The organism is Trichlorobacter lovleyi, from assembly GCF_015239775.1.
Classification (GTDB): domain Bacteria; phylum Desulfobacterota; class Desulfuromonadia; order Geobacterales; family Pseudopelobacteraceae; genus Trichlorobacter; species Trichlorobacter lovleyi_B.
The window spans coordinates 2,176,478-2,200,278 of sequence record NZ_CP058409.1; the positions used below are offsets into that span (position 1 = coordinate 2,176,478).

Below are 23,801 nucleotides of genomic sequence, written 5' to 3' on the forward strand. Positions count from 1 at the left end.
CACAGGCGTACACGGCAGTACGTCGAGGAGCCGAAGACGAGCCAGCGCAGAGAGGGCCTCGAAATGGAATCGGCATTATTTTTGGTTATCTGAAATATAGGCTGCCATGGCCCGCACAGAGGCAAAGACCTTGGTGCCGGTGGCGGCATCGGGCACCACCGCCCCGAACTCCTTCTCCATCGCCACCACCAGCTGCAGGGCATCGATGGAATCTAGTCCCAATCCTTCACCGAACAGGGGAGCATCGCTGTCAATCTCATCTGCAGACATCCCCTCAATCCGCAGGGCGTCGATAATCATCTGTTTTACCTTCGGAATCAACTCATCACTCATCTGCTATCCTTTTCTTGCGGGAAGTGTCAGCCCAAAATTCAAAAAAATTGTACCACTGATCCGGATACTGCCGGATATAGCGTTCAAAGACAGCGACCAGCTGCTCCATACCGGCCTTGATTGACTGGCGATGGTGGCCGTGGCCGCCCTGAAAGACGATCGGCTCATCCATCAGCGTTGCATAGCGGCCATCCGGCAGAAGCGGGACAAACACCGGCAGGACCGGGGCTCCGGTGGCCATGGCCAGATAGGCCGCACCAACCGGAATATCGGTTGGTTGACCGAAAAAATCAAGCTGAACCGTGTTGGAGGAGCCGTCGCGGTCACCGATCAGACAGATAATCTCGTTGCGCCGCAGGGCGTTAACCGCCTCAATCACGGCCAGAGGCGAGGTGTCATGGCGGTCAACATAGATCACGCCGATACCCCGTTCTGTGCGCACCTGCTCCCGCTGCTGGTTGACCTTTGCATCCGGCTCGGGAAAGGTCATCACATGCAGCTTGTAGCCCAGATCCGCCAGGCCAAGTCCCCCCAGTTCCCAGTTACCGAAATGGGGCGAGACCAGGATCGCGCCGCTGCCTTTGGCAAGGGCATCATCCAGCGCCTTGCCGGAACTGCGTTGGCCGATCAGGGCCTGAAGACGGCTGCCCCGCAACTGGATCATCAGCATCACATCACACCAGTTCCGGGCATACTTGTAGTAACTGGCAATCAGCAGGCTCTCAACCTGCCGCCTGCCGGTCACTATCCGCAGGTTTGCCCGCATGCCACGGCGCTGCCGCGGTGTCAGCAGGTAAAACAGTGTCCCCCAGAACAGGGCAAAGGGGGCATGCAGCCAGCGGGGCACCAGCATGGTAAACAGCTTGATAAAGAACAGGTTGAGACTGCTGTAAAGCGACATTATCCGTTACGGGTTCCGTTCTTTTTATTAAAGGCCGGATGTTCCCTGAACTCCTCTTCCCAGACCTGGTCAGCGATCTCGCCATAGCTGCGCGAATACTGATCCATCTGGTCGGCCAGGCCGGTAAAGATCTCCTCTGCTCCGGCATGGGTCGGATAGGCCCCTTCACTCTCAAAAAATTCACGGCCGTTTTCCGGATGGTCAATCAGCATGCAGGGACGCAACAGGTTGTCATGCTCCCCCTGTTTTTCACGGATTTTACGGAACAGTGCCGAGCCCAGGGCATCCTTCAGACTGGTCCGCCGGATATTATCCACGGCAAAATGACAGAAAACACACGGTTCAATATCCCCGCTGGCATTGATATGCAGGTATTTACGCCCGGCAGCCAGGCAGCCGGAGATCATCGGACCGTCATTCCAGAAATCAACAAACAGCATCGGCTTGCTGGCCCGGAACTGAACCGTTGCCCGCCGCAGCTGGTCACGCTGTTCCGGCGATGGCATCAGGGCTGGGTCCGGTTCTCTGCCCACCGGCACGTAGGAGAACAGCCAGAGTGCAAACACCCCCTGTTCCAGCAGGAAGTCGATATAGGCCGGATCGGTGATGATGCCGGTATTTTTGCTGGAATGGGTAAAGGAACCGCAGAAGGAGAGTCCGTTCTCCCGCAACAGTCGCATGGCGTTCATCACCTTTTTGAAATGACCGGCACCCCGCCGTTCATCGGTTTCCTGCTCATACCCTTCCAGCGAGAAGGCCGGCATGACGTTACCCACCGCAATCAGACGCTGCACCAGGGTATCATCAATCAGTCCGCCGTGGGTAAAGACCAAAAAGGCCATGTCGCTATGCTTTTCAAACAGCTCAAAAATGCCTTCCATGAAGAACGGCTCACCGCCGGAGATCACCGCAAAGTAGATCCCCATCTCCTTCATCTGGGTCAGCACACCATCAATCTCGTCCAGGGTCAATTCAAGGGACTTGTTGTAGTCTCCGGCGTAGCAGCCGTAACAGGACAGGTTGCAGCGCATGGTGACCGAGATGACCACGGTGGATGGTGGGTAGAAACCGTTCGTATCAGCCCATTCCTTACGTTTGTTGGTGCCCGAGAGCAGATGATTGATCGCCAGGTTGGTGATCCACTTGTCGCGCTGATTGGGGTGCAGCTCCTTCAGAATCCGGCGCGGGAACTCAATGGAGGGGTGCTTCTGCTGCACAAGGTTGCGGATCCAGCGGATTCGATCCCGATAGTAATCCTTCTTGGGGATCATCTCCATCAGGTGGGTCATCTTGATCAGGGTTTCATCAGATGAGCTGGTCGCCATATTCAACAGATAGGATACGACTTTATCACGAGTATATGTCTTCAGTGACTGCAGCATTGGCCGCCTCTCTACATGTATCTCAGGAATGTCATACAGATATTCCAGGTATCCTGCACCGGACGATAATGGCTGGTGGCCCGGCCGTCGGCAACCCGTGCCGGAACCGGCAGCGAACCGATCTTGAAACCGGCCTTCCAGCCTTTCACCAGCAGTTCCATCTCCAGATCATAGCCATCCTTTTCAAGCCTCACCGCACGCAGCAGCCTGGCATGGTAAAAACGAAAACCGGACTGGCTATCGGTAATTTCAAATCCGGTCCGTTTACGGATGCACCAGACACCAAAACGGTTCCAGACCTTGCGCAGCCCGGCCATTTCTTCAAATTGACTGTGCCGGGATGCGAGAAGACAATCATAACCTTTTTTGTCAGCTTCAGCAAGTAACCGTGATATGGCGCCGGGATCATGCTGGCCATCGGCATCAAGGGTGACGACTCCCTCATACTGCTGCTGGAGTGCCCAGGCAAAACCGGTCTTGAGGGCAGCCCCCTTGCCCCGGTTAACCGGATGGCTCAACAGGGTTACCGGCAGCCCGTCAAGGGTTTCCGCTGTGGCGTCAGTGGAACCATCATCAACCACGACAAGCGGGTAGCCCTGCGCCAGTGATTCCAGCACCACCTCCCTGAGTGTAGCGGCAGCATTATAGGCTGGTATCAGGATACAGGGGGACACGATTCAAGCAACTCCACTAACGGTTTAAAGGTATGGTTCGTCAGCAGCTTTTTCAGGCGAGCTTCAGAACCGGCGCGGGGGCCATACGCCAGAAAGCCGCGCAACAGGGGTAGTGACAGGCGGGGGCTGTCGGGATCCAACTCACGGGGATGCACAAACAGCACTCCCGGCACCCCTGCCAGCTGACAGCTGTGTAAGGCACGCTCAATCATCCCATAGGGAAACGCCCTGAAGCCCCAGCCCCCTCCGACCGGCAGATTCCCCAGCAGGGATTGCGCAACCAACGGCGGGAACTCACAGATGCTCCCCTGTGACGTCATAATCAGATGCGGCACCCGCGGTCCGTTCGGATCGCCGATGGCGGCAAGCGGTGTCAGGCTGCTGTCGTAACGGTAGCCGAGCTCTTTCAGGATTTCAAAGGCCCAGGGGGTCTTGCGTCTGTCCAGAGACCAGCGGGGTGCCCTGAAACCAAGCGGCGTACAGCCGGTCTGATGCTTCAGCACGGCAGCTGTACGTTCAAGCTCAGACCTGAATTCAGCCGGGGTCAACCCGGTAACCAGGCGATGCGACCAGCCATGGGAGGCAAGCTCATGCCCATCGGCAACAATTGCAGGGGCCAGCTCCGGAAAAGCATCTGCCACCTCACCAAGCATGAAAAAGGTCGCCCTGCTGCCCTGCCCGCGTAACAGCTCCAGCAGGCTCCGGGTGGCAGCAACAACCCGTGATTGCCTGCGATAGTCCGGCAGAATCTCAGCTCCACAGACGTGGTACCAGTCCTCAACGTCAACGGTCAGGCTGTGGCAGACGGATTCTGGCGATCCTGAATTTAACATCCGAATTTAATACCTGATTATCGAAAGGTACTCAATAAGTATATGCAACAAACAGGCTGCCCGCAGCAGCAGGAACCTGGCGTTGAATAGCCTGCCAGCTGACGGTTAACCGGTACATGGGCTGGCTTGCATCTGCTGCACAGCTGAACGTTCAGGGCAGTATGCGGACACGTGGACTCAGCAGGGCAGGACGGCCATCATGACAGCGGAACGTCAGAATACAATGTTTCACCATGTCACTAGGCCAGTGCAGGATGCGGGGCCCGAGCACCACCCGGTGCCGTCATGGCACGGGGGAGACCGTAAAGGCTCCATTCCCGTAAGCAGCCCCCTTGCCGAGATGCAGCAGCCCCCCCAGGCTCAGCAAGGGGCCCAGTTCATTGCAGGGGCCTTCCAGTACAAAACGACCAGACACGCCACGCCGGCCCTGTTGTTGCACACTTTGGGACAACAGACGAAACCGCTCAGCCGATTGTGCATACCTGCGAAACAGATCGGGGTCAGCGCCTGTGCCGTAATAGGCCGTCAGGGACGAGATCCGGCGCAAAACCGCCTTGACAAACAGTCCGGGTTCAAAGCGGTTCAGTTCACGCCCCTGATGCATCATTCGGAGCGGACTGGTAATCGTAATCAGGATTTGCCGGCAGGAGGCAAAGCGGGGTGTTGCGAGATCAAGCATGGTGGCAACAGAGAGGACCGGTATGCCGGCAAGGCTGCGGGATGAGAAGTCAGGCAGGATACGCCGCAGGTTCTGATAGTCGCAGACAGAGACCTGATGCAGACCAACAGCACCAAGCGACTGCTCAACAGCCTGTACAAACAGTGCGACCTGATGAATGGCCGGCCCCAGCAGGACCAGGCTCAGCTCAACCTGTCCTGATTCTGTCTGTTGCGGTGGCCCCAGAACAAATGGCACCCCCGGCCGCTGATAGATCCTGACCATCTCAGGGTCTGAGGAAAGCTGACGGCCACAGAGCAGCGTAAAACTGCAGATCCCGTTTTGAGGGCAGCCTGCACACTCCCGGTCATGCCGGTTGCAGACCAGGGCACGTAGCGCAGCTTCAAACCGCAGGGCACTGCCAAGCAGCTGCGTGAGCTTTGCGAGCACTTCCGATGACAATGTCAGCTGTAGGGTAACGAGATTCAGGTCCATAAATAAAGCAGGGCGACCGTTGCCGGTCGCCCCTTTACTCCATCATCCATCAGACACAATTAAAATTGGGCCTTGAGATACTCCCTGTTCATCCGGGCGATAAACTTGACGTTGATCCCCTTAGGACAGGCAGCCATACACTCATAGTGGTTGGTACAGTTACCAAAGCCACAGTCCTTCATGGCCTGGACCATGTTCGTGACACGGGCCTTGGCTTCCACTTTGCCTTGGGGCAGCACAGCCAGCTGGGAGACCTTGGCACCGGTGAACAGCATGGCCGCACCGTTGGGGCAACCAGCCACGCAGGCACCGCATCCGATACACTCGGCAGCATCCATTGCCTCATCTGCAGCAGGCTTTGGAATCAGGATGGCGTTACCATCGGCAACACCGCCGGTGTGGCAGGAGGTGTAACCGCCGGCCTGAATGATCTTGTCCAGGGCCTCGCGGTCAACCACCAGGTCTTTCACGATCGGGAATGCACGGGCACGCCACGGCTCGATGTAGATGGTGTCGCCATCGTGGAACTTACGCATATGCAGCTGGCATACGGTAGTACGCTCCTGGCCGCCGTGGGGCATACCGTTGATAACCTGTGAGCACATACCACAGATACCTTCGCGGCAGTCATGGTCAAAGGCCACCGGCTGCTTGCCGGCCTTGATCAAGTCCTCGTTCAGGACGTCGAGCATCTCCAGAAAGGAGTGATGCTCAGTGATCCCCTTGACAGTGTAGTTTTCAAATTTTCCAGTGTCGTTAGCGTTCTTCTGGCGCCACACGACAAGGTTAATCGTCATGGTCTTGTGATCGCTCATTATTTGTAGCTCCTTACGGCGAGATGGACGTTCTCGAATTTGAGGGGCTCCTTGTGCAGTTCAGGCTCGTTGTTGATACCCTTGAACTCCCAGGCGCCTGCATAACAGAAGTTGGCGTCATCACGTTGTGCCTCGCCGTCGTCTGTCTGGTACTCGGTCCGGAAGTGACCACCACAGGACTCGTTGCGATGCAGGGCATCACGGCACATAAGCTCTGCAAATTCAAGGAAGTCTGCGGTACGTCCGGCATTTTCAAGATCCTGGTTAAACTCGGCACCGGTACCGGTAACCTTGACATTCTTCCAGAACTCTTCACGCAGGGCGGGAATTTTCTCCAGGTTTATCTTCAGTGAGGCATCGGAACGGGCCATACCGCAGTTTTCCCACATCAGTCCACCAAGCTCACGCATAAACTCTGAAACGGTCTTCTTGCCGTTTACGTTGAGCAACTTATTGCCGTAAGCCTTGATTTCTTCAACGGACTTCTTGAACTCAGGATTGTCAGTAGAGGTACCGGAAGGCTTCACGCCGGCCAGGTAACCACCGATGGTGTACGGAATGACGAAGTAACCGTCAGCCAGGCCTTGCATCAGGGCTGAAGCACCCAGACGGTTTGCGCCGTGTACCGAGAAGTTAGCCTCACCAAGTACAAACAGGCCGGGGATGTTGCTCATCAGGTTGTAGTCAACCCAGAGACCGCCCATTGAGTAGTGGGGAGCAGGATACATACGCATTGGGCGCTTGTAGCCGTCTTCATCGGTGATCTTCTCATACATCTCAAACAGGTTGCCGTAACGTTCCTTGATGGTATCAGCGCCGACACGTTTGATGGCGGTGGAGAAGTCAAGGTAGACACCGCGGCCGCCAGGTCCAACACCACGGGCATCATCACACTGCTCTTTGGCAGCACGGGAGGCGATATCACGGGGGGCAAGGTTACCGAAGGAGGGGTACTTGCGCTCCAGATAGTAGTCACGGTCATCTTCAGCAATCTCATTGGGATGCTTGCCGCAATCTTCCTTCTTCTTGGGAACCCAGCAGCGGCCGTCGTTCCGCAGGGATTCGGACATCAGGGTCAGCTTGGACTGATAATCACCGGCCTGCGGAATGCAGGTCGGGTGGATCTGGGTGTAGCAAGGGTTGGCAAAGAAGGCGCCCTTCTTGTGAGCTGCCCAGTTTGCCGTTACGGAGCACCCCATGGCGTTGGTTGAGAGGTAGAACACGTTCACATAGCCGCCGGTTGCAAGACAGACTGCGTCAGCAGCATAGCTTTCGATTTCACCGGTAACCAGGTTACGTACGGTGATCCCTTTGGCAACACCGTCAATCACCACCAGGTCAAGCATTTCACGGCGGGTGTACATCTTTACGGTACCGGCCTTGATCTGACGTGCCAGGGCAGAGTAGGCACCCAGCAGCAGCTGCTGACCGGTCTGACCACGAGCGTAGAACGTACGGGAAACCTGGGCGCCACCGAAGGAGCGGTTATCCAGATAGCCGGCATAGTCACGGGCAAACGGCACACCCTGGGCTACGCACTGGTCGATGATGTTATTGGAGACCTGGGCAAGACGCCAGACGTCCGCTTCACGGGCACGGAAGTCGCCACCCTTGATGGTGTCATAGAACAGACGATAGATCGAGTCACCATCGTTCGGGTAGGCCTTGGCAGCGTTGATACCGCCCTGTGCAGCGATCGAGTGTGCGCGACGGGGGCTGTCCTGATAGCAGAAAGCCTGTACGTTGTAGCCGAGCTCTCCGAGAGAGGCTGCGGCAGCGCCACCGGCCAGGCCGGTACCAACCATGATGATGTTGTATTTACGCTTGTTGGCGGGGTTAACCAGCTTCAGATCGAAGCGGTGCTTGTCCCAGCTCTGTTGAATTGGTCCGGTTGGACATTTACCATCGAGTATCACGTGTACCCCCTTAACCTTTTATGATTCCGAAGAGAATTGACAGTGGGATGGCAACGAACCCGGCGAACAGCACCAGAGCAACCAGGGCACCGGCCTTGGTGATGGTGGGCAGGGTGTTACCGTTTGCCAGACCAAAGGTCTGGAACAGGCTCTGAATACCGTGATAGAGGTGCATGAACAGCACCACCATGGCCACGGCATAGATACCGGCACCGGCGATGGATGAGAAACTGGAAGCCACCATGGCAAAGACATTAAAATGACCGGCAGCATCATTAACCAGTGTCAGACCGGGGGTAGCGCGGAACGTGAAATGCAGCAGGTGATACACAATAAAGACAAACAGCAGCAGACCGGTCCAGATCATGTTTTCACTGGCAAAGGTCGCCTTGCGGGTTGCCTTGACAGCGTAGTCGGAGGGACGGCCACCACGGTTTTCAATGGTCAACTGGATACCGTAGACCACGTGTACTACAAACAGTGCCAGCATGATTGCCCTGAAGATCATGATGATGGGCAGCGGCATGCTGTGCAGATGCTCGGCGTAGGCGTTGATCCCGCTCGGGCCTACAAAAATGGTACTGTTGCCGATAAGATGGACAACAGCAAACAGGACCATACACAGACCTGTTACTGCCATCACAATCTTTCTGCCGATGGATGTGTTCAGAAATTCCATAAACTCCCTTCCTTTTATGATGTAGTGATGATGCTCACTGCGTGACTGACTAGCCCAAATACGTCGATTATACGCCCTGCGGTGGTCCCCGCCAGTTAAGCCTGCGGTAATGCGGCATGAAGAGCCTCCTTGTGGGGTATCTATGTCTTGTGCAGAATCCCTTTGAAACAGTATTTCAAAGCACCGCGTATACTAAACGCCGTTTTAGGAAATTGCAAGGGTTTTATGTATACAGCATACAAAGCTGGCCTGCCCCGTAAGACCATCCAAACGGCCCGCCGGCTTGTCTGACGCAAAGCTGGTGGACATCTACCAAAACCCATGTTATATAGTCCATCTTTTGCGGGCATGGTGGAATAGGTAGACACAAGAGACTTAAAATCTCTCGGGGGCAACCCTGTGCCGGTTCGAGTCCGGCTGCCCGCACCACTCTTTCTTAACATCCCTTAATCACTCACCTCTGTTTGCACCTTTTTTCTTTTATTCAGGCTTTTTTTTGTTCTGTTATCAGCCAGCTGTGCTATAAGGCGATTATCTTAATTAATCTCCACAGGGAGGCACTATGAAGAAATCAGAACTTGTTGCAAAGATGGCTGAAGGGGCTGGGCTCACCAAGGCACAGGCTGAAAAAGCCTTGGCAAGCTTCATTGCCGGCGTAACCGGTGCATTGACTGCAGGCGATAAGGTGACCCTGGTGGGATTCGGCACTTTCTCAGCCATTACCCGCAAAGCCCGTACTGGTCGTAATCCCCAGACCGGCAAGGCGATCAAAATTGCTGCAAAGACATCCGGCAAATTTTCTCCTGGCAAGTCACTTAAAGACCTTGTGTGTAAAAAGGCCGCCTGTAAAGCCAAGAAAAAGTAGTAACAACGATAGACGCAAAAGACCCCGCTCTGGCGGGGTCTTTTTTTGTCTCATGCTGACACAATCAGCGGAAATCACTTCCCAAGTTTACTCCTGATCGCCTCCACCACATGGTAGGCATCATTAATAGCCGTATAAATCAGGTTGGGATGCTTCTCTTCCTGAATTGATCCCTCACTGATCTTCATGTATGAAGGTGAAATTGCTCCACCCACCACATAAACCCCTTTGCGGGTTGATTCAAATTCAGCCGAAAGCAGCACCAGACGATCTCCCTCTTTGGCAACCCTGCAGACTCCAGCAGTACAGGAGATCGTCTGCACTCCCAGTTTATCAAAGATCGGTACCGGCCCCTGAGAACCGATACAGGCGATCACATTCTGCATAGGGAAGCTCAAGGCATGATAGAGGTCAATGCCATCCGCCTGCTTGAATTCATTGATCCTGATCACAAGACGATCAACCCCCTCGTCATCCACCTCACCGATACGTGGCGTCGCCCCTGGCAGGAGGCGAATATTACCGCCCAGCAAAATTTCCTCACCGAGTCGCTGAGCAGTCTCTTTGTTGACATCAAATTTTTCAGACTTATGGGCCCAATAAACCGGCTGGGTATCATTACACTCCCGCTTTGACTTTAGAATCGTAATTACCACATCAGCAGCCGTATTACCGCCACCAATCACCAGGGTCTTAACTCCCACATACTTTGTGGGGTCATCCACGTTCTTAGCCACCATCTTGGCATCGCCATAGACCGACAGTTCACGGGGGATGCTACTGCCAAAGGCCAACACCACCTTACGGGCCTTAAAACGGCCCTTATCAGTCGTAATACTCAGAAAATCACGTTCATCCTGAATATTTTCAAAAGCCACCTCGGTGCGAATATGCAGGTTCTCGTGCTGCACAAAATGCTGCACATACTGCAGGTAACTTTCCACTGTCACCGGCTTGTCCGGTGGTCGCAACTCATCCACCAGAAACGGTTCCGGTGCATCTTTGGGCTTGGAGGCATAGACCAGCTTACCCTGGGGATAGGTATTGGCTATCCCCTGAAATGGGGCCTTTCCGGACTCCAGTACGAGATACGTCAGGTTATGTTTGTGGCAGAGATAGGCCGTTGCCAGACCGGCAGGACCACCACCGATAATAATGACATCATAGAATTCAGCAGACATGGGCAGTTAAACCTCCTGCAGGTGGGAGCAAACGATTAAAATAATCAATAGTTACAAACCTATTGGATACAGTCGGCACACACTGCGAACTGTAGTGACTCACATAAAAAAGATACTTAATACCGTAATCAGCTGCAGTCTGCAGATTGGTCTCACTATCCTCCCCCAGCATTGTCCGTGCCGGATTATAGCTGACAAAACGCTGCAATTCTGCCCAAAAACCACCGTCTTCCTTGGGCAGACCTACCTGGTGGGCTGAAACAACACCATCAAACCAGTGACCGATCAGAGTTTTCTTCAACTTAATATCCAGAGTTTTACTATGGGCATTGGTTACCAACCAGAGCTGCTTGCCCTGCTGGCGACAAAAGGTCAAAAACTCAATCACGCCAGGATGCACCGCAATCAGGTGTTCCACTTCCAGCTTTAAGAGCGGAATATCCAGACCAAGCCGGTCAGACCAGTAATCAAGGTCAGTCCAGTTCAGGGTGCGCTCCTGCGAACGAAACAGGTCGTGCAACTGCTCTCTGGCCTGCTTTACCGGTACCTTATGCTTTGCTGCCCAACGTTTAGGTACATGCTCCAGCCAAAAGTGATCATCAAAATGACGATCCAGCAGCGTGCCGTCCATATCCAGCAACACTGTATCAACATCGTACCAGTCAAGTATCATTGTGTATTTATATACCTCTTTGCGCAGAAAAAAAAGGGCAGACCCGAAGGCCTGCCCTTTTCCACATGAAGGTTTACAGCTACTGCATTACAGCTTAGAAGTGAACTTCGAAGGTACCATAGATGTCATGTGCTGACTTAACTGGTGCTTGAAGCAGCATAGTGTTGGCAGTTACGTCAGAAATTTTCATCGGAGCACCAACCCAGTTGTTGCTGCCGGTGTACTCAAAGTCATAGAACTGATAGCCCAGCTTAAAGAATGCCTTAGCAAAGACCGAAGAGATCGGCTTCAGGTCAAGCTCTTGAATAACATAGGGCTCATAGACCTTACCACGAGTTCCAACCTTGCTGGTCCACATGTCATCAGCAGCAGGTGAGAAGGTGATCCAATTTTTTGAACCGTAGTTAAATTCAAAGCCAAGCTTGGTCTTGGTGGGCAGGTCATAACGCACACCAGCAAACACAGCATAACCGGTCTTGTCTGAAGGTGCTTCAGGGTTCATAAAACCACCTGTCAGCAACCCCTGAAAACCAGCATTGGCGGAAACAGCTTGAGTTGGGTGAGTAACACTCAGACCGCCATCAACAAAGAAGTTCAGGTCGCCAGGGCCAACCTTCTTAAGGGTAGACATACCACCCAGACCAAACCAGTCAATGGAACCAAGGTTTGTGGAAGGAGCTGTATCACCAAAGGCGGTGTTTTTCATGACCGGGAAGTCAAAGATATTGAAACCACGGTTCCATTGGAACCAGACCCGCAGAGGATCAGTATCAACCGGGATAATAGCCACACCCAGCATATCAGTATCTTTCAGGCTGTTAGAGGTAGCCTGATGATAGCCGGAATCAAAACCACGGCCATAACAGACCTTGGCATAGAAGCCGGGCAGCATGTCAATATCAGGGGCATAGCCCAAGGTCATACCATCAAAGGCATAGTTAACTAACAACGCAGGAGTACCACCGTTGCCAGGACGCTCATTGTTAGACTTCAGGTTAGTAGGGGCGCCATCAGTTGAAGGACGACGACCAACCGAAAGCCAGACCGGCTGATCCATAATATTTGACCAGGTTGCATAGGCACGGTCAACATTCAGATAACTGCTGGAAGGCACATGGCCCAGCACACCATCAAAGATACCTACACGGTCAGCAAAGTAGGCATTACCGTTAATAGCAGTATCGTCCTGTGAACCAAACACCTTGTACATACCCAACTTGACGTTAACAGTTACGTCCTTGGTTGCCTTGGCCTTCAGGTCAAGTGCAAACTTATTGGTATAGAGTGTTTCATTTTGTGGCTTACCAGCAGGTACCTGAACCATTCCTGCTGTACCCATCATGGCTTGCAATGCAGCGACATTTGCAGGGGTCATGAAACTACTGATAGCACCATAATTATTATAAGCCATAACCGTTGACAACAGATTATATGGCGCAGCGTTACCAGTAAGATATTGCATTTGAGCATAATTTTGCAAATTCATCATTGTACCATAGGCATCTGTGTAAGCTTCAGTCTTACCGTGCAGACTGTCCATACGGAACTGATAGCTACCACCAATTTGCAGCCACTTGCCCAGGGACTTGTCTTCAATCCGCTGAACCTGGCCCTTCAGGTCTTCCATCTGCTGGGACAGCTTGTCAATCTTGACCTGCAGATCTGCCTCTGCAGCCATGGCGCCAGCCGGAATGGCCAGTGCAAGTACGGTGGACAACAACAGCTTGTTTACTTTACGCATGCATCTTCTCCTTTTGGTGGGATGAATACTGCTGGTGGACGTTAACTGCTCTTAAAACCACATCAACATCTTCTATATCATGACAACAAAACGGTGTGACCATACACAAATCTTTACCCAACTGCAACAATTTATCGTATTCATTCAAATATTTGAATATTCACATAAAGACAAAATCAAGATTCATTGACGTTCTATCAATTCACGTACCTGATCCAGCAACACATTAGAATCAGCCGCTTTAACAACCTGTTTATCAACAACTGCAAAGGGTTCTTGCTTACAGGTTTTGCACTGCTTTGCACATTTTTTAATTTTAATATTCAGCCCTGCAAACTGTTCATTTAACCGTTTGGCCAGTTTTTCTGCTCCCTGGTTATGTTCACAGAGCCGGATTTTCACCACTACGCCACCGGAAACGGTGCTGCGCCACCAGGGGGGGCGACAAAGACCCGTGTGCCAAGATCGCCATCAATCATCAGGATGCCGTGGCCGTTATCGCCCACCAGTTTTAGCTTGGCAATGATATCGCGGTCATTGTTTTCTTCCTCAATCTGCTCGGTTATAAACCACTGCAGAAAAATCTGGGAGGCGTGATCTTTTTCCTTTACCGCAAGCTCTGCCAGATCATTGATCCGGCCGGTCACGATCTGCTCATGGGCCAGGGTCTTTTCCATCATATCCAGCAATGACTTGTACTTATTTGGCACCGCCTTGCTGGCGGTCAGGGTGATATTAATTCCCTGGTCAACCAGATAGTTGAAGAACTTCATAAAATGGGTCATCTCTTCCTGATACTGGACCATGAACCAGGTAGCTGCCCCTTTCAGCCCCATTTCATTGGCGGCTGATGACATGGAGAGGTAGATGTTGGCGGAATACAGCTCAAAGTTCATGTGATTATTCAGGGCATCTGCCGTGGTTTTACTGATCATGCTAAAACCTCCTAAATCTTATTTTTTTGTGAGTATACTGCACTAATGCCCAATTTCAAGCAGGCTGATGCTGTCAGGTTGCCAAAAGTGGTGTATAGTTACGGATAGCACTGCTGAAGGAGGGGACCATGAGCCTGCACAACCTGCTGGAATGGCTGAAACAACAACGGAAAAAGCTGCTCGTCTGGGGCGGAGGTATATTTGTCACCTTTGTCCTATTCTCAACCCTGATCCTGCCGGTTATTATCAAATCCCAGGCTGAAAAAGCAATTCTGAAGGCAACCGGTCGCGTTGCCAGCATTGAAAAAGTACGTTTTAACCCCTTTGGCATGACCCTGACCGTGCAGGGGGTCAAGCTGCTTGAGCCTGATGCAAAAACTCCCTTTGTCCAACTTGGACGCTTGCGGGTATCACTTTCCAGCACCAGTATATTCAGATTTGCGCCGGTAGTTGATGAACTGAGCCTTGATACGCTGCAGGTTGGTCTGGTGCGTACGGCTGCCAACCGTTACAATTTTTCTGACATTCTTGATCGGCTGGCTGCTCAGCCTAAAAAAGAGAAGAGCGGCACACCACGATTTTCAATCAACAATATTGCTCTGCAAAATAGTAGTATTGATTTTGATGATAGAGCTGTTGCTGGCGGTAAAAAGCATACCATTCGGGATTTACAACTGGCCATTCCGTTTATCAGCACCATCCCCTATCTAGCAGAACAGTATACTGACCCCAAGTTTGCTGCTGTAATCAATGGTGCCAAATTCAGCTTTAACGGCAAGTCAAAACCATTGGCCAAATCAATGGAGACTGATCTTAACATTAAACTTACGGACCTTGATCTGCCCCACTATCTGGCCTACCTTCCTGCCCAGGTACCAATCAAACTGGACAGCGGCAAACTAAGCCTTGATCTGGCTGTGGCCTATCGTATTTTTCAGAACAAGAAGCCTGAATTGACGGTTAAAGGCCTGACACGGCTTGATGCGATCAGCATTAAGGAAAAGAACAGCGCTGCACTGGCATCATTCAAGCGGTTTGATGTTGTGTCAAAAGAGATTGAACTGTTTAGCCGCAAGGTGGTGCTGCAACAGGTGGCCCTTGATGGCCTGTCTCTGCAGGTTGAACGTGACAGCACAGGCAAGCTGAACTTCCAACGGTTATTGCCAGCACAGTCGGCACCGCCCAAAGTGGTTAAAAAGCCTGCAAAAAAGGAAGAAGCCCCTCCCCTGAAGTTGCTGGTTGAAAACCTGGCGCTGACAGATGGAACCATCTCATTTCATGACAAACAACCTGCCGGAGGATTCAAAAGCCAGCTGCAGGCGATCGCGGTCAAGCTCAGCAACCTTTCCACCACTGCCAATGCTCAAAGCACCTATGACATTTCTTTTAATGGGGATAGTGCAGAAAAGTTTGTTGCTTCAGGCACCGCCGCACTTTCACCAATCAGCGCAACCAGCCAGTTCAACCTGACCGGCATCAAATTACAGCGGGGCTGGCCCTATCTGCAAAACCTGCTGACAGCACCGGTTAAGGGCAATCTGTCATTGGAAGGCAAGGCTGCTTTTACTGCAGAGGATGGAGCATCTGTAAAGGATTTAGGTGTTCATCTAAAAGATATCGTTGCTGAGTATGGTGACAAAGACAGCACCAGACTTACCAGCCTTGATCTGACCGGCATCTCCTTTAGCCAGAAAGAAAACAAGGCTGCGGTTGAAGAGATCAAACTGGCAGGGGGTAACATAAAGCTCTCCCGCGAGGCTGATGGCAAACTATCAGCGCTTTCACTGCTGAAACAACCAGCAGCAAACAGCGCCAAACCGGTTAAGCCAGAACCTGCACCTGTCAAGGCGGCAGTAGCCAAGGCAAATCAGAAGCCGCTTGCCTGGCTGGTCAATAAAATCAATGTAACCGGGCTTTCCACCACCTTTGCGGATAAGCAGTTCAGCGAACCACCTGTCTTTACCCTCTCAAATATTCGGCTAAGTACCGGAAACCTGACCGGCCCGACCTTCTCAGCCATGCCTTTGCAGTTTAGCAGTATCTTTGGCAAAAATGCACCGATCAAGGTTGCAGGTACGGTCACCCCGTTGCCGTTCAAATTTAACGGCACAACCAGCTTTGCCAAACTGCCGATCCAGGATTTTGAAAGCTACATTCCTGATAACGTCAACGTCTTTGTACTGGGGGGCACCCTGGACAGCAGCATGAAGGTGAATGTTGCGTTAGATAAGGATAACAAACCGGTCGGCAGTTTCAGCGGCAGCGCCGGGGTGCGTGGTTTTCATACTGTTGACACGGTGCAGGAAGAAGACCTTCTGAAATGGGAAAGCCTGCAGCTTGACCAGATCAATGGCAATCTGGCCCCCTTCTCTTTGTCCATCCGTCAGATTGCGCTGAATGGTGTCTATTCAAAAATTGCTGTCCGTAAAGACGGCACCCTGAACCTGCAGAACCTGGTGACTAAAGAACAGCAGCAAAAACAACTGCCAACTACAGGGACGGCAGCACCGCCATCTGTTGCGCCTGCACCAGCCACGGTAGCCCCGCAAGCATCCCAAAAGGCACAGATAAAGATTGATACCCTGACGGTTCAGGACGGCACCATCGCCTTCAGCGACGCCCACCTGCCCCAGCAGTTCCGTAGCACCTTTCATAATCTGGGAGGACGGGTCAGCGGCTTATCGTCTGACATGAATACCCGTGCCGAGGTTGACCTACGCGGCAATCTTGAGAGCCATTCACCGCTTCAAATTACCGGAAAAATCAACCCGTTGCGTGACGATCTGTTTGTGGATCTGACCATATCGTTTAAGGATATTGAGCTGTCACCTGCCACCCCGTACTCCGGCACCTATCTGGGCTATGAGATTGACAAGGGCAAGCTGTTCCTTGATCTGAAGTACCATATTGAAAACAAGAAACTGGAAGCATCCAACAAGGTGTTTGTTGATCAGTTTACCTTTGGCAAGTCGGTTGACAGTGCCAAGGCAACCAAACTGCCGGTTCGTCTTGGCATCGCCCTACTGAAGGATCGCAATGGCCAGATCAATCTTGATCTGCCGGTTAGCGGCCGGACCGATGACCCCAAGTTCAGTATTTGGGGTGTGGTCTGGCAGGTGGTGGCCAACCTGTTTATCAAGGCAGCCACCTCTCCCTTTGCCCTGCTCTCTTCCATGATGGGTTCCAGTGAAGACCTGAGCAGCGTAACCTTTGCACCTGGTTCAGCGGTGCTGGCACCAGCAGAGGCAAAAAAGCTGGAAACTCTGGCCTCTGCCCTCAGCCAGAGGCCCGGTCTGAAGGTTGAACTATCAGGCTTTGTTGATAAACAGCGTGACCCTGAAGGATACCGTGCGGAACTGCTGCAACTGAAGATGCGGCAGGAAAAATTCCATGAACTGGTAAAGAACCGCCAAACAAAAGAGGGCGATGATGCAGAGAAGATGGTCATCCAGCCAGCCGAATATTCCCGTTATCTGAAGGCTGTCTATCTTAAGGAAAAATTTCCCAAACCGCGCAACATGATCGGCATGATCAAGGATCTGCCTGATGCTGAGATGAAAAAACTGATTATTGCCAACACCAAAGTAACTGATCAGGATCTGCAGCAACTGGCTGCACAACGGGCCGCTGCGGTCAAACAGCACCTGATCACCAAGGGCAAACTGGAATCCCAGCGGATATTTCAGAAGCAGGATAACATCCTGAAACCACCTAAACAGGAAACTGCTCCTGCCAGCAGGGTGGAACTGAATCCGATTGCATCATGACCAGTACAGAACCACACCATACGAAACGGTTTGCTGTAGCCACACTGGGCTGCAAGGTTAACCAGTTTGAGACAGCAGATATGGTTGAGCAGCTAAAGGCTGATGGCTGGCAACTGGTGCCGTTTACTGCAGAGGCTGACCTCTACCTGATCAACAGCTGTACGGTCACTGCCCGCAGTGATGCTGAATCACGACGTCTGATCCGTCGCGCCCGGCGAGCCAATCCCCTTGCCAGGGTGGTTGCCACCGGTTGCTATGCCCAGGTGGCACCATCAGATCTTCAAGCACTGCCTGAGCTGAACCTGGTGCTGGGTAATGAGGAAAAACATGATCTGGTACTGCATATGGAGCGGGGTGAGCATCGAGTTACTGATCTGACCAGCCTGAAAACAAGCGGACCTTTACGTTTGACCAGTTTTAGCGAGCATACCAGAGCGTTTCTACAGATCCAGAACGGCTGCGAAACAGGCTGCAGCTACTGCATTGTGCCGATTGCCCGGGGGCCGAGTCGGTCCGTCCCCCCCCAAGAAGTTACAGAAGCAGTGAGCAGACTGGTTGGCTCTGGGTATCAGGAGGTGGTTTTAACCGGTATCCATATGGGTGCCTATGGGCTTGACCTGTCCCCCTGTAGCAGCCTGACTGAACTGGTACTGCTTCTGGAAAAGCAGAATGCAATCCATCGTCTGCGCCTTGGTTCCATTGAACCCAATGAACTGACAGACGGGCTGCTGGCCCTGTTCAAACACTCAACACGGCTCTGTCATCACCTGCATATACCGCTGCAAAGCGGCTCTGACAGCGTACTGCAACGGATGGGGCGCGGCTATGACACCAACTTTTATGCCAACCGGATTACAACTGCGGCACAGTTGCTGCCTGATGCCTTTATTGCTGCAGACCTGATTGCCGGCTTCCCTGGTGAAACAGAGCAGGAGTTTAGCGAGACCTGTACCTTTGTGGCATCACTGCCCCTGGCTGATCTGCATCTGTTCCCCTACTCTATCCGCCCAGGCACCAAGGCAGCTGCCATGTCAGGCCATCTCAAACCAGCCATCATCAAGGAGCGGGCAGAGCGGTTACGCGGCATAGCTGCAGATAAACGTGCGGCCTTTCAGCAACGTTTCATTGGTAAGCCTTTACCGGTTCTTGGGCAGCGACACAATCCAGTCACCGGTCTTATGACCGGGCTTTCACGTAACTATCTGGAAGTCTGCTATCCGGCCCCCCCATCGTTACTGAACCATGAAGTTACTGTGCATGTCGATTATCTGCACAGCAACTATTTGCACGGCATCTGTGAAGGAGTCTGACATGGCAACAGCAACATCCCTTGATGAGGCCCTGAAACGCACCAACCTTTCCCGCACAAACCAGATGGAGATGCTCACCTTCCGTTTAAGTGATGGTCAGCTTTATGGCATCAATGTCTTCAAGATTATTGAAATACTGGAAAGCCCAAACCGTTTTGACCGGATGCCCCATGCCAACCAGGCGGTGAAAGGGGCGGTTGATTTCAGGGGCAAGCCGATCGTTGCCATTGATCTTTCAGAGGCGCTTGGTATGGAACCGGTCCCTTTTGACCGGCAACTGGCCTACTTGATTATCTGCGAATACAGCCAACAGCTGAATGCCTTTATTATTGCCTCTCCTGAGACTCTGATTACCCGTGGCTGGGATGAAATCCATAAGCCGGATGGTATTCAGGCCCGTTCGCTGGTGGCTATCGCCTACAGTGATACCAATGAAACAATCTTGTTGCTTGATATAGAGGGAATTCTAGCGGATTTAATGGGATATGAAGCAGAGGTGACGGATGAGCTTGCCAGCCGTGGTGCTGCACTCAAGAACCGGAGCGTCCTGCTGGTGGATGATTCACGAACCGCCCTGGCCATGATGCAGCAGACCTTGAACCATCTGGGGATGACATACAGTTCACAATCATCTGCGGTACAGGCATTAGCCTGGCTTGAGGAACGGGACAAGCAGGGAGAACCGGCCTTTGACCTGGTTATTTCCGATATTGAGATGCCGGGGATGGATGGTTTTACCTTTACCCGCAGTCTGCGCAGCATGCCATCCTATGGGAACACCAAGATACTACTGCACAGTTCCATGAGCAACCCCACCAATCGCCTGAAGGCCGAAGAGGCCGGTGCTGACGACTTCGTTGCCAAGTTTGCCCCCAACACCCTGGCAGAGCATATCTTCAAGGCCCTGGAACGGTCCGACGACGACCTGTTTATCACCCCAGGCGAAACATAACCACCTCTACCTCAGCCACCACCTGTCCATCCAGCTCTGCCCTGCCTTTTGCATCCACCAGGCGACGGCGTTCACCCACCACCTCGCCGATCACCGTGATGGTTGAGCCGGTGGGAACCGGTGCGCGGTAACGCAACTTCAGCTCACTGGTGACCACCTGCATGCCGGTGCCCATGCAGGCCTGAGCACAGATCTCGTCCAGCAACGCCGAGATGATGCCACCATGGGTGATCCCCTGCCAGCCCTGAAAATGCTCAGGGATCTGCACGGTCGTCTCAGCCCGCCGCCTCTCGGGATCGATGACAAACCTCGCCTTCAGCCCGATCGGGTTATCCTTGCCGCAGATGAAACAGCGGCCATCGTCAACAACGTCCATAGTGATAACGACTCCTTCTCTATAAAACTTGCGAGGAAGGCCGGATACAAGGCGCCCGGAGCGCAACGACCGAGACATACCGTTTCAGGTAGGCGAGGGAGTGAGCACCGCGTAACGCCCTCAACCGGCCTTTGGCCACCCTCTCCTGCGGGGAGAGGGTTAAGCTTGCCCTTCCCCCTCGGGGAGAAGGGAGGGGATGAGGGACTGACGGTCTCCGCAGCAGTTTTATCCGAACCGGTAGATCAGCTTGCCATCCTGATACAGCTCAATCGGTCCATCCTGTGAGACCTTGATCACCTTGCCAAAGAAGGAGGCGGCAATGGCGGCCGTGGTCCGTCCACCGCCGGTAACCATCTCACGGGCATGGGAGGTATCAATGATAAAGCCGGTTTCAAGCAACTTGCCCTTATTGTCCAACACGGTCATGCCGTCCGAGGACAGAATCCTCAGCAGAATGCCCGACTGTTTCAGCTGGGCGATGGTCTGCCCCTTGACCTGGCTGATCAGCAACCTGCCGATCGGATCATCACCGCCCACCGAGCCTTTTTTCAGGGTTGCCAGGTGGCGCGGCGTTCCGGCATGGATCAGGATGACCGTGCCATGGCGCTGTTTGGAGACCGCATAGAGGGTCCAGAGCAGGTCATCCACCGCCTCGTTATCAATACTGTCAGCCAGGAAGGAACGGAAGATATCCGGATCAAAGATAACCCAGGCCCCTTTGCGCCGGAGCAGCAGCTTGGCCGGGCTGATCAGCACCTCGATCTCCGACACCTCATTGACCGTAATGGCAAAGGCACCACTGCCGCTGCGCCTGACCAGAGAAAACAGTTCCCGCTGGGTCAGACGTTCAATATCGGTCTGGACAGAGTTGTTGGCTGTCCGCAGCACACCAACCACCTGCATCTGGATCGTGGCAACAAAGAACAGGTTGTTGCCGTCGATAAAACGGTAGGCCAGCGGGTTGTCCAGAAAGGTGGGTGTGACGTTCTGATGGGGTTGCAGCGGGATCAGGGTGTGGCTGCGATCCTTGATGGTTTTACGCAGGGCCGGTTCCGTGGTTCGATGCACCAGAAATCCGGTGGTGGCCGGTTTACCTTCATAGCGCTGATAGGAGAGGTTTTTCAGGAGCTGGATCAGCTGCTGGATCGGCCAGAACCCCTTGCTGCGATCGCCCCGCAGAAACCGGGCAACCGTGATATCCATGATGGATGCCAGCAACGCCGTACGGAAATGGGCAGCATACCCTTCCAGCTTGAACCCGCTGTACAGGCCTGAAAATGCGGTCAACAGCTCACGGCAGAACTGGAGTTCGGTCTTGGTAAAGGGCAACCCCTGTCTGACAGCTGAAAAGGTGTACGACTTGCCCTCAATGGTCACCGGCTGCAGCAGCCTGCCCTCTCCTGTCTTTGTCTCATCCTCACCGGCACGCAAATCAACACCGGCACCCCCCAGGAGGGTGCTGATGGTGGGTCTGATGGCATCAAAGACATTGAGAGGCATGCTCGACTCCTGTACCGATTCCATTTTCAGGCGCTATCTTCGTTAGCTCGTCCCCGGCTCCTCGATGTACTACGTGTACACCTGCGTCGCCGGAATCCTCGCCGCCTTGATATCAGCCTGAAACTGAAATCGGAGTTAATGATTCATTTGCCCCAGTCGCGGGAGTAGCGGAAGTCCCGGTCAATGGTACGTCCGGAGACCTTGGCAATCACCGGCAGACGACGTTTGAAGTGCGAGTTCTGCACCTTGTTGTAGATACTGCTGATAAACTCCTGCTTGAAGCCGGCAGCAACCAGCTCAGCACTATCGGCCCGCTGATCCACCATCCGGTAGAGCAGTTCGTCCACCTCACGGTAGGTAAAACCCAGTTCTTCTTCATCGGTCTGACCAGCCCAGAGGTCAGCCGATGGTTTTTTCTCGATCACCGGCTTGGGCACGCCGACCTCTTCCGAAAGCTGCCAGACCTGGGTCTTGTACAGGTCCCCGATCGGATTGAGCGCAGACGCCATGTCACCGTAGAGTGTGCCATACCCCAGCAGCAGTTCGGTCTTATTGCTGGTACCCAGCACCAGTCCGCCGTACAGGGCAGAATGGTCAAACAGGATGGTCATCCGTTCACGGGCCATCTTATTGCCGCGCCGCATGTTGTCGGCATCGGGAAACTGATCGAAGTAGGCATCCACCATCGGCGTGATCCCCACCACGCTGAACCGCACACCGCTTGCCTCAGCCACCAGCCGGGCATGGGCCTCGGACTCAGGGTTACTGGTTTTGTACGGCATGCAGATGGCATGGACATTTTCAGGCCCCAGCGCCTCGGCTGCCAGGTGGCAGACCAGGGCCGAGTCAATACCGCCCGACAGCCCCAGCACCGCCTTTTTTGCGCCGACCTTCCAGATCTCGTCCTGCAGAAACCCCACCAGCATCCGGCGCACCAGGGGGGTGTTGATAGTCAGTTGCGACATCAGCGACTCCTTTCCCGATCAATCCTGGCCAGCTCACGCAGCGTGATGCAGAGATTTTCGTCACGCACCAGCGGAGAGCTGATCCGCTCCCGCCGCAGCTCGGCATCGCTCAGTGCGACCTGCAGGGTTGCAGGCTCAAACTCAGGCGCGGCAGCAACAATCTCCCCTGAGGGGGCAACAAGATGTGAGCCGCCCCAGAAGCCGACTCCGTCTTCATAGCCCACCCGGTTGACATAGATGACCCGGCAGGTCAGAAAACGTGCCGTTGAGGTGGTCAGGTTGCGCCAGGCGGTCGCAGTCCCCAGTGTCTGCTCATCCACCCCGCGACCCGGGCTGCTGGAGAGGCAGACCAGCGTGGTTGCCCCGTCCATGGCCAGCAGATACGGCGCCGAGAGATGCCACATATCCTCACAGACCAGCAGGCCGATCCTGCCGAATTTTGTATCAAAGGCGCGGAAGCGGTCACCACGGCCAAGGTAGCGCTGTTCATCAAACAGGCCATAGGTAGGCAGGTAGACCTTGCGATGCAGGTGCTTCAGCTCACCATCCTCAAACCAGGCGGCACTGTTGTAGAATTGGTAGTCTGCCGTGACCTCCACAAAGCCGACCGCAATACTGATCCGTCTGGACAGCTGCCGCAGGGCAGAGACTTCAGGGCTGTCCAGGGTCAAGGCGACTTCCGGCACCAGATCCTTCAGAAAGTAGCCGGTCAGGGCCAGTTCCGGCAGCACCGCTAGGTCTGCCTTTTGGGCAATGGCCTGCTCCACCTGTTCCTGAATCAGGGCCAGGTTGTCAGCCACCCGGCCAAGCTTCGGTTTTATCTGCACGAGGGCAACACTGAAATCCATGT

The 23,801-nt window shown here is 53.6% G+C and carries 22 protein-coding genes and 1 tRNA gene; 5 read left to right on the forward strand and 18 right to left on the reverse strand.

Annotation, left to right across the window (positions count from 1 at the left end; genetic code table 11):
- Positions 1–75 precede the first annotated feature (75 nt).
- The 9 genes from FY034_RS10015 to FY034_RS10055 all read right to left on the reverse strand — a co-directional run bounded on the left by FY034_RS10015 (position 76) and on the right by FY034_RS10055 (position 8,686).
- Entirely contained in the window at positions 76–333 is a 258-nt protein-coding gene (locus tag FY034_RS10015) for a phosphopantetheine-binding protein (RefSeq protein WP_265550092.1), read from the reverse strand.
- Positions 326–1,234 (reverse strand): lysophospholipid acyltransferase family protein, encoded by a 909-nt coding sequence (locus FY034_RS10020; protein WP_265550094.1) that lies wholly within the window; start codon positions 1,232–1,234, stop codon positions 326–328. The genes FY034_RS10015 and FY034_RS10020 overlap by 8 nt, the downstream gene beginning before the upstream one ends.
- Positions 1,234–2,616 (reverse strand): radical SAM protein, encoded by a 1,383-nt coding sequence (locus FY034_RS10025; RefSeq protein WP_265550096.1) that lies wholly within the window; start codon positions 2,614–2,616, stop codon positions 1,234–1,236. Before FY034_RS10025 ends, FY034_RS10020 begins: the two co-directional genes overlap by 1 nt.
- Before the next feature lie 11 nt (positions 2,617–2,627).
- The gene (locus tag FY034_RS10030; protein WP_265550098.1) at positions 2,628–3,290 is read right to left on the reverse strand and encodes a glycosyltransferase family 2 protein; all 663 of its coding nucleotides are present in this window, start codon (positions 3,288–3,290) and stop codon (positions 2,628–2,630) included.
- Entirely contained in the window at positions 3,272–4,123 is an 852-nt protein-coding gene (locus FY034_RS10035; RefSeq protein ID WP_265550100.1) for a polysaccharide deacetylase family protein, read from the reverse strand. The genes FY034_RS10030 and FY034_RS10035 overlap by 19 nt, the downstream gene beginning before the upstream one ends.
- Before the next feature lie 283 nt (positions 4,124–4,406).
- Positions 4,407–5,231 (reverse strand): CRISPR system precrRNA processing endoribonuclease RAMP protein Cas6, encoded by an 825-nt coding sequence (cas6, locus tag FY034_RS10040; RefSeq protein ID WP_265550102.1) that lies wholly within the window; start codon positions 5,229–5,231, stop codon positions 4,407–4,409.
- A gap of 104 nt (positions 5,232–5,335) precedes the next feature.
- Entirely contained in the window at positions 5,336–6,091 is a 756-nt protein-coding gene (locus FY034_RS10045; RefSeq protein ID WP_265550104.1) for a succinate dehydrogenase/fumarate reductase iron-sulfur subunit, read from the reverse strand.
- Entirely contained in the window at positions 6,091–8,007 is a 1,917-nt protein-coding gene (locus FY034_RS10050; protein ID WP_265550106.1) for a fumarate reductase/succinate dehydrogenase flavoprotein subunit, read from the reverse strand. Before FY034_RS10050 ends, FY034_RS10045 begins: the two co-directional genes overlap by 1 nt.
- A 10-nt stretch (positions 8,008–8,017) precedes the next feature.
- Complete coding sequence (locus FY034_RS10055; RefSeq protein WP_265550108.1) at positions 8,018–8,686, reverse strand: succinate dehydrogenase cytochrome b subunit; 669 nt, start codon at positions 8,684–8,686, stop codon at positions 8,018–8,020.
- Positions 8,687–9,028: 342 nt separating this feature from the next.
- Here FY034_RS10055 and FY034_RS10060 point away from each other — a divergent pair.
- Both FY034_RS10060 and FY034_RS10065 read left to right on the forward strand, forming a co-directional pair.
- Positions 9,029–9,115: transfer RNA gene (locus FY034_RS10060), tRNA-Leu, on the forward strand.
- A 133-nt stretch (positions 9,116–9,248) separates the two neighbouring features.
- The gene (locus FY034_RS10065; RefSeq protein ID WP_265550110.1) at positions 9,249–9,551 is read left to right on the forward strand and encodes an HU family DNA-binding protein; all 303 of its coding nucleotides are present in this window, start codon (positions 9,249–9,251) and stop codon (positions 9,549–9,551) included.
- 74 nt (positions 9,552–9,625) lie between these two features.
- On the opposite strand, the gene FY034_RS10070 is transcribed toward FY034_RS10065, so the two are convergent.
- The 5 genes from FY034_RS10070 to FY034_RS10090 all read right to left on the reverse strand — a co-directional run bounded on the left by FY034_RS10070 (position 9,626) and on the right by FY034_RS10090 (position 14,081).
- Entirely contained in the window at positions 9,626–10,732 is a 1,107-nt protein-coding gene (locus FY034_RS10070; protein WP_265550112.1) for an NAD(P)-binding domain-containing protein, read from the reverse strand.
- Entirely contained in the window at positions 10,722–11,405 is a 684-nt protein-coding gene (yrfG, locus tag FY034_RS10075; RefSeq protein ID WP_265550114.1) for a GMP/IMP nucleotidase, read from the reverse strand. The genes FY034_RS10070 and yrfG overlap by 11 nt, the downstream gene beginning before the upstream one ends.
- 94 nt (positions 11,406–11,499) lie before the next feature.
- Positions 11,500–13,146: a DUF3373 domain-containing protein gene (locus FY034_RS10080; protein WP_265550116.1), complete on the reverse strand. Its 1,647-nt coding sequence runs from the start codon at positions 13,144–13,146 to the stop codon at positions 11,500–11,502.
- Positions 13,147–13,329: 183 nt separating this feature from the next.
- Positions 13,330–13,548, reverse strand: coding sequence for a DUF1450 domain-containing protein (locus FY034_RS10085; protein ID WP_265550118.1), 219 nt, complete (start codon positions 13,546–13,548; stop codon positions 13,330–13,332).
- A 2-nt stretch (positions 13,549–13,550) separates the two neighbouring features.
- The gene (locus tag FY034_RS10090; RefSeq protein WP_265550120.1) at positions 13,551–14,081 is read right to left on the reverse strand and encodes a ferritin; all 531 of its coding nucleotides are present in this window, start codon (positions 14,079–14,081) and stop codon (positions 13,551–13,553) included.
- A 128-nt stretch (positions 14,082–14,209) separates the two neighbouring features.
- On the opposite strand from FY034_RS10090, the gene FY034_RS10095 reads away from it, so the two are divergent.
- Genes FY034_RS10095 through FY034_RS10105 form a run of 3 tightly spaced genes read left to right on the forward strand, consistent with a single transcriptional unit; the run spans position 14,210 to position 20,110 of the window.
- Entirely contained in the window at positions 14,210–17,848 is a 3,639-nt protein-coding gene (locus FY034_RS10095) for a DUF748 domain-containing protein (protein ID WP_265550123.1), read from the forward strand.
- Positions 17,845–19,158 (forward strand): tRNA (N(6)-L-threonylcarbamoyladenosine(37)-C(2))-methylthiotransferase MtaB, encoded by a 1,314-nt coding sequence (gene mtaB / locus FY034_RS10100; protein ID WP_265550125.1) that lies wholly within the window; start codon positions 17,845–17,847, stop codon positions 19,156–19,158. Before FY034_RS10095 ends, mtaB begins: the two co-directional genes overlap by 4 nt.
- A 1-nt stretch (position 19,159) precedes the next feature.
- On the forward strand, positions 19,160–20,110 hold the full coding sequence (locus FY034_RS10105) for a chemotaxis protein CheV (RefSeq protein WP_265550127.1): 951 nt from the start codon (positions 19,160–19,162) through the stop codon (positions 20,108–20,110).
- Here the strand turns inward: FY034_RS10105 and FY034_RS10110 are convergent.
- The 4 genes from FY034_RS10110 to FY034_RS10125 all read right to left on the reverse strand — a co-directional run bounded on the left by FY034_RS10110 (position 20,091) and on the right by FY034_RS10125 (position 23,799).
- Entirely contained in the window at positions 20,091–20,486 is a 396-nt protein-coding gene (locus FY034_RS10110) for a PaaI family thioesterase (RefSeq protein ID WP_265550129.1), read from the reverse strand. The genes FY034_RS10105 and FY034_RS10110 overlap by 20 nt on opposite strands.
- A 225-nt stretch (positions 20,487–20,711) precedes the next feature.
- Positions 20,712–21,986, reverse strand: coding sequence for a diadenylate cyclase (locus FY034_RS10115; protein WP_265550131.1), 1,275 nt, complete (start codon positions 21,984–21,986; stop codon positions 20,712–20,714).
- Positions 21,987–22,129: 143 nt separating this feature from the next.
- On the reverse strand, positions 22,130–22,951 hold the full coding sequence (locus FY034_RS10120) for an NAD+ synthase (protein WP_265550134.1): 822 nt from the start codon (positions 22,949–22,951) through the stop codon (positions 22,130–22,132).
- Entirely contained in the window at positions 22,951–23,799 is an 849-nt protein-coding gene (locus tag FY034_RS10125) for a nitrilase-related carbon-nitrogen hydrolase (RefSeq protein ID WP_265550136.1), read from the reverse strand. The genes FY034_RS10120 and FY034_RS10125 overlap by 1 nt, the downstream gene beginning before the upstream one ends.
- Between the last annotated feature and the right edge of the window lie 2 nt (positions 23,800–23,801).

What these genes read in the sequence shown, in the direction of transcription:
- FY034_RS10095 (WP_265550123.1), top strand. Translation starts at nt 14,210, where the DNA reads ATGAGCCTGCACAACCTGCTGGAATGGCTGAAACAACAACGGAAAAAG.
- FY034_RS10120 (WP_265550134.1), bottom strand. Translation starts at nt 22,951, where the DNA reads ATGTCGCAACTGACTATCAACACCCCCCTGGTGCGCCGGATGCTGGTG.
- FY034_RS10020 (WP_265550094.1), bottom strand. Translation starts at nt 1,234, where the DNA reads ATGTCGCTTTACAGCAGTCTCAACCTGTTCTTTATCAAGCTGTTTACC.
- yrfG (WP_265550114.1), bottom strand. Translation starts at nt 11,405, where the DNA reads ATGATACTTGACTGGTACGATGTTGATACAGTGTTGCTGGATATGGAC.
- FY034_RS10065 (WP_265550110.1), top strand. Translation starts at nt 9,249, where the DNA reads ATGAAGAAATCAGAACTTGTTGCAAAGATGGCTGAAGGGGCTGGGCTC.
- FY034_RS10070 (WP_265550112.1), bottom strand. Translation starts at nt 10,732, where the DNA reads ATGTCTGCTGAATTCTATGATGTCATTATTATCGGTGGTGGTCCTGCC.
- FY034_RS10125 (WP_265550136.1), bottom strand. Translation starts at nt 23,799, where the DNA reads ATGGATTTCAGTGTTGCCCTCGTGCAGATAAAACCGAAGCTTGGCCGG.
- FY034_RS10090 (WP_265550120.1), bottom strand. Translation starts at nt 14,081, where the DNA reads ATGATCAGTAAAACCACGGCAGATGCCCTGAATAATCACATGAACTTT.
- mtaB (WP_265550125.1), top strand. Translation starts at nt 17,845, where the DNA reads ATGACCAGTACAGAACCACACCATACGAAACGGTTTGCTGTAGCCACA.
- FY034_RS10115 (WP_265550131.1), bottom strand. Translation starts at nt 21,986, where the DNA reads ATGCCTCTCAATGTCTTTGATGCCATCAGACCCACCATCAGCACCCTC.
- FY034_RS10080 (WP_265550116.1), bottom strand. Translation starts at nt 13,146, where the DNA reads ATGCGTAAAGTAAACAAGCTGTTGTTGTCCACCGTACTTGCACTGGCC.
- FY034_RS10045 (WP_265550104.1), bottom strand. Translation starts at nt 6,091, where the DNA reads ATGAGCGATCACAAGACCATGACGATTAACCTTGTCGTGTGGCGCCAG.
- FY034_RS10105 (WP_265550127.1), top strand. Translation starts at nt 19,160, where the DNA reads ATGGCAACAGCAACATCCCTTGATGAGGCCCTGAAACGCACCAACCTT.
- FY034_RS10035 (WP_265550100.1), bottom strand. Translation starts at nt 4,123, where the DNA reads ATGTTAAATTCAGGATCGCCAGAATCCGTCTGCCACAGCCTGACCGTT.
- FY034_RS10025 (WP_265550096.1), bottom strand. Translation starts at nt 2,616, where the DNA reads ATGCTGCAGTCACTGAAGACATATACTCGTGATAAAGTCGTATCCTAT.
- FY034_RS10015 (WP_265550092.1), bottom strand. Translation starts at nt 333, where the DNA reads ATGAGTGATGAGTTGATTCCGAAGGTAAAACAGATGATTATCGACGCC.
- FY034_RS10055 (WP_265550108.1), bottom strand. Translation starts at nt 8,686, where the DNA reads ATGGAATTTCTGAACACATCCATCGGCAGAAAGATTGTGATGGCAGTA.
- FY034_RS10110 (WP_265550129.1), bottom strand. Translation starts at nt 20,486, where the DNA reads ATGGACGTTGTTGACGATGGCCGCTGTTTCATCTGCGGCAAGGATAAC.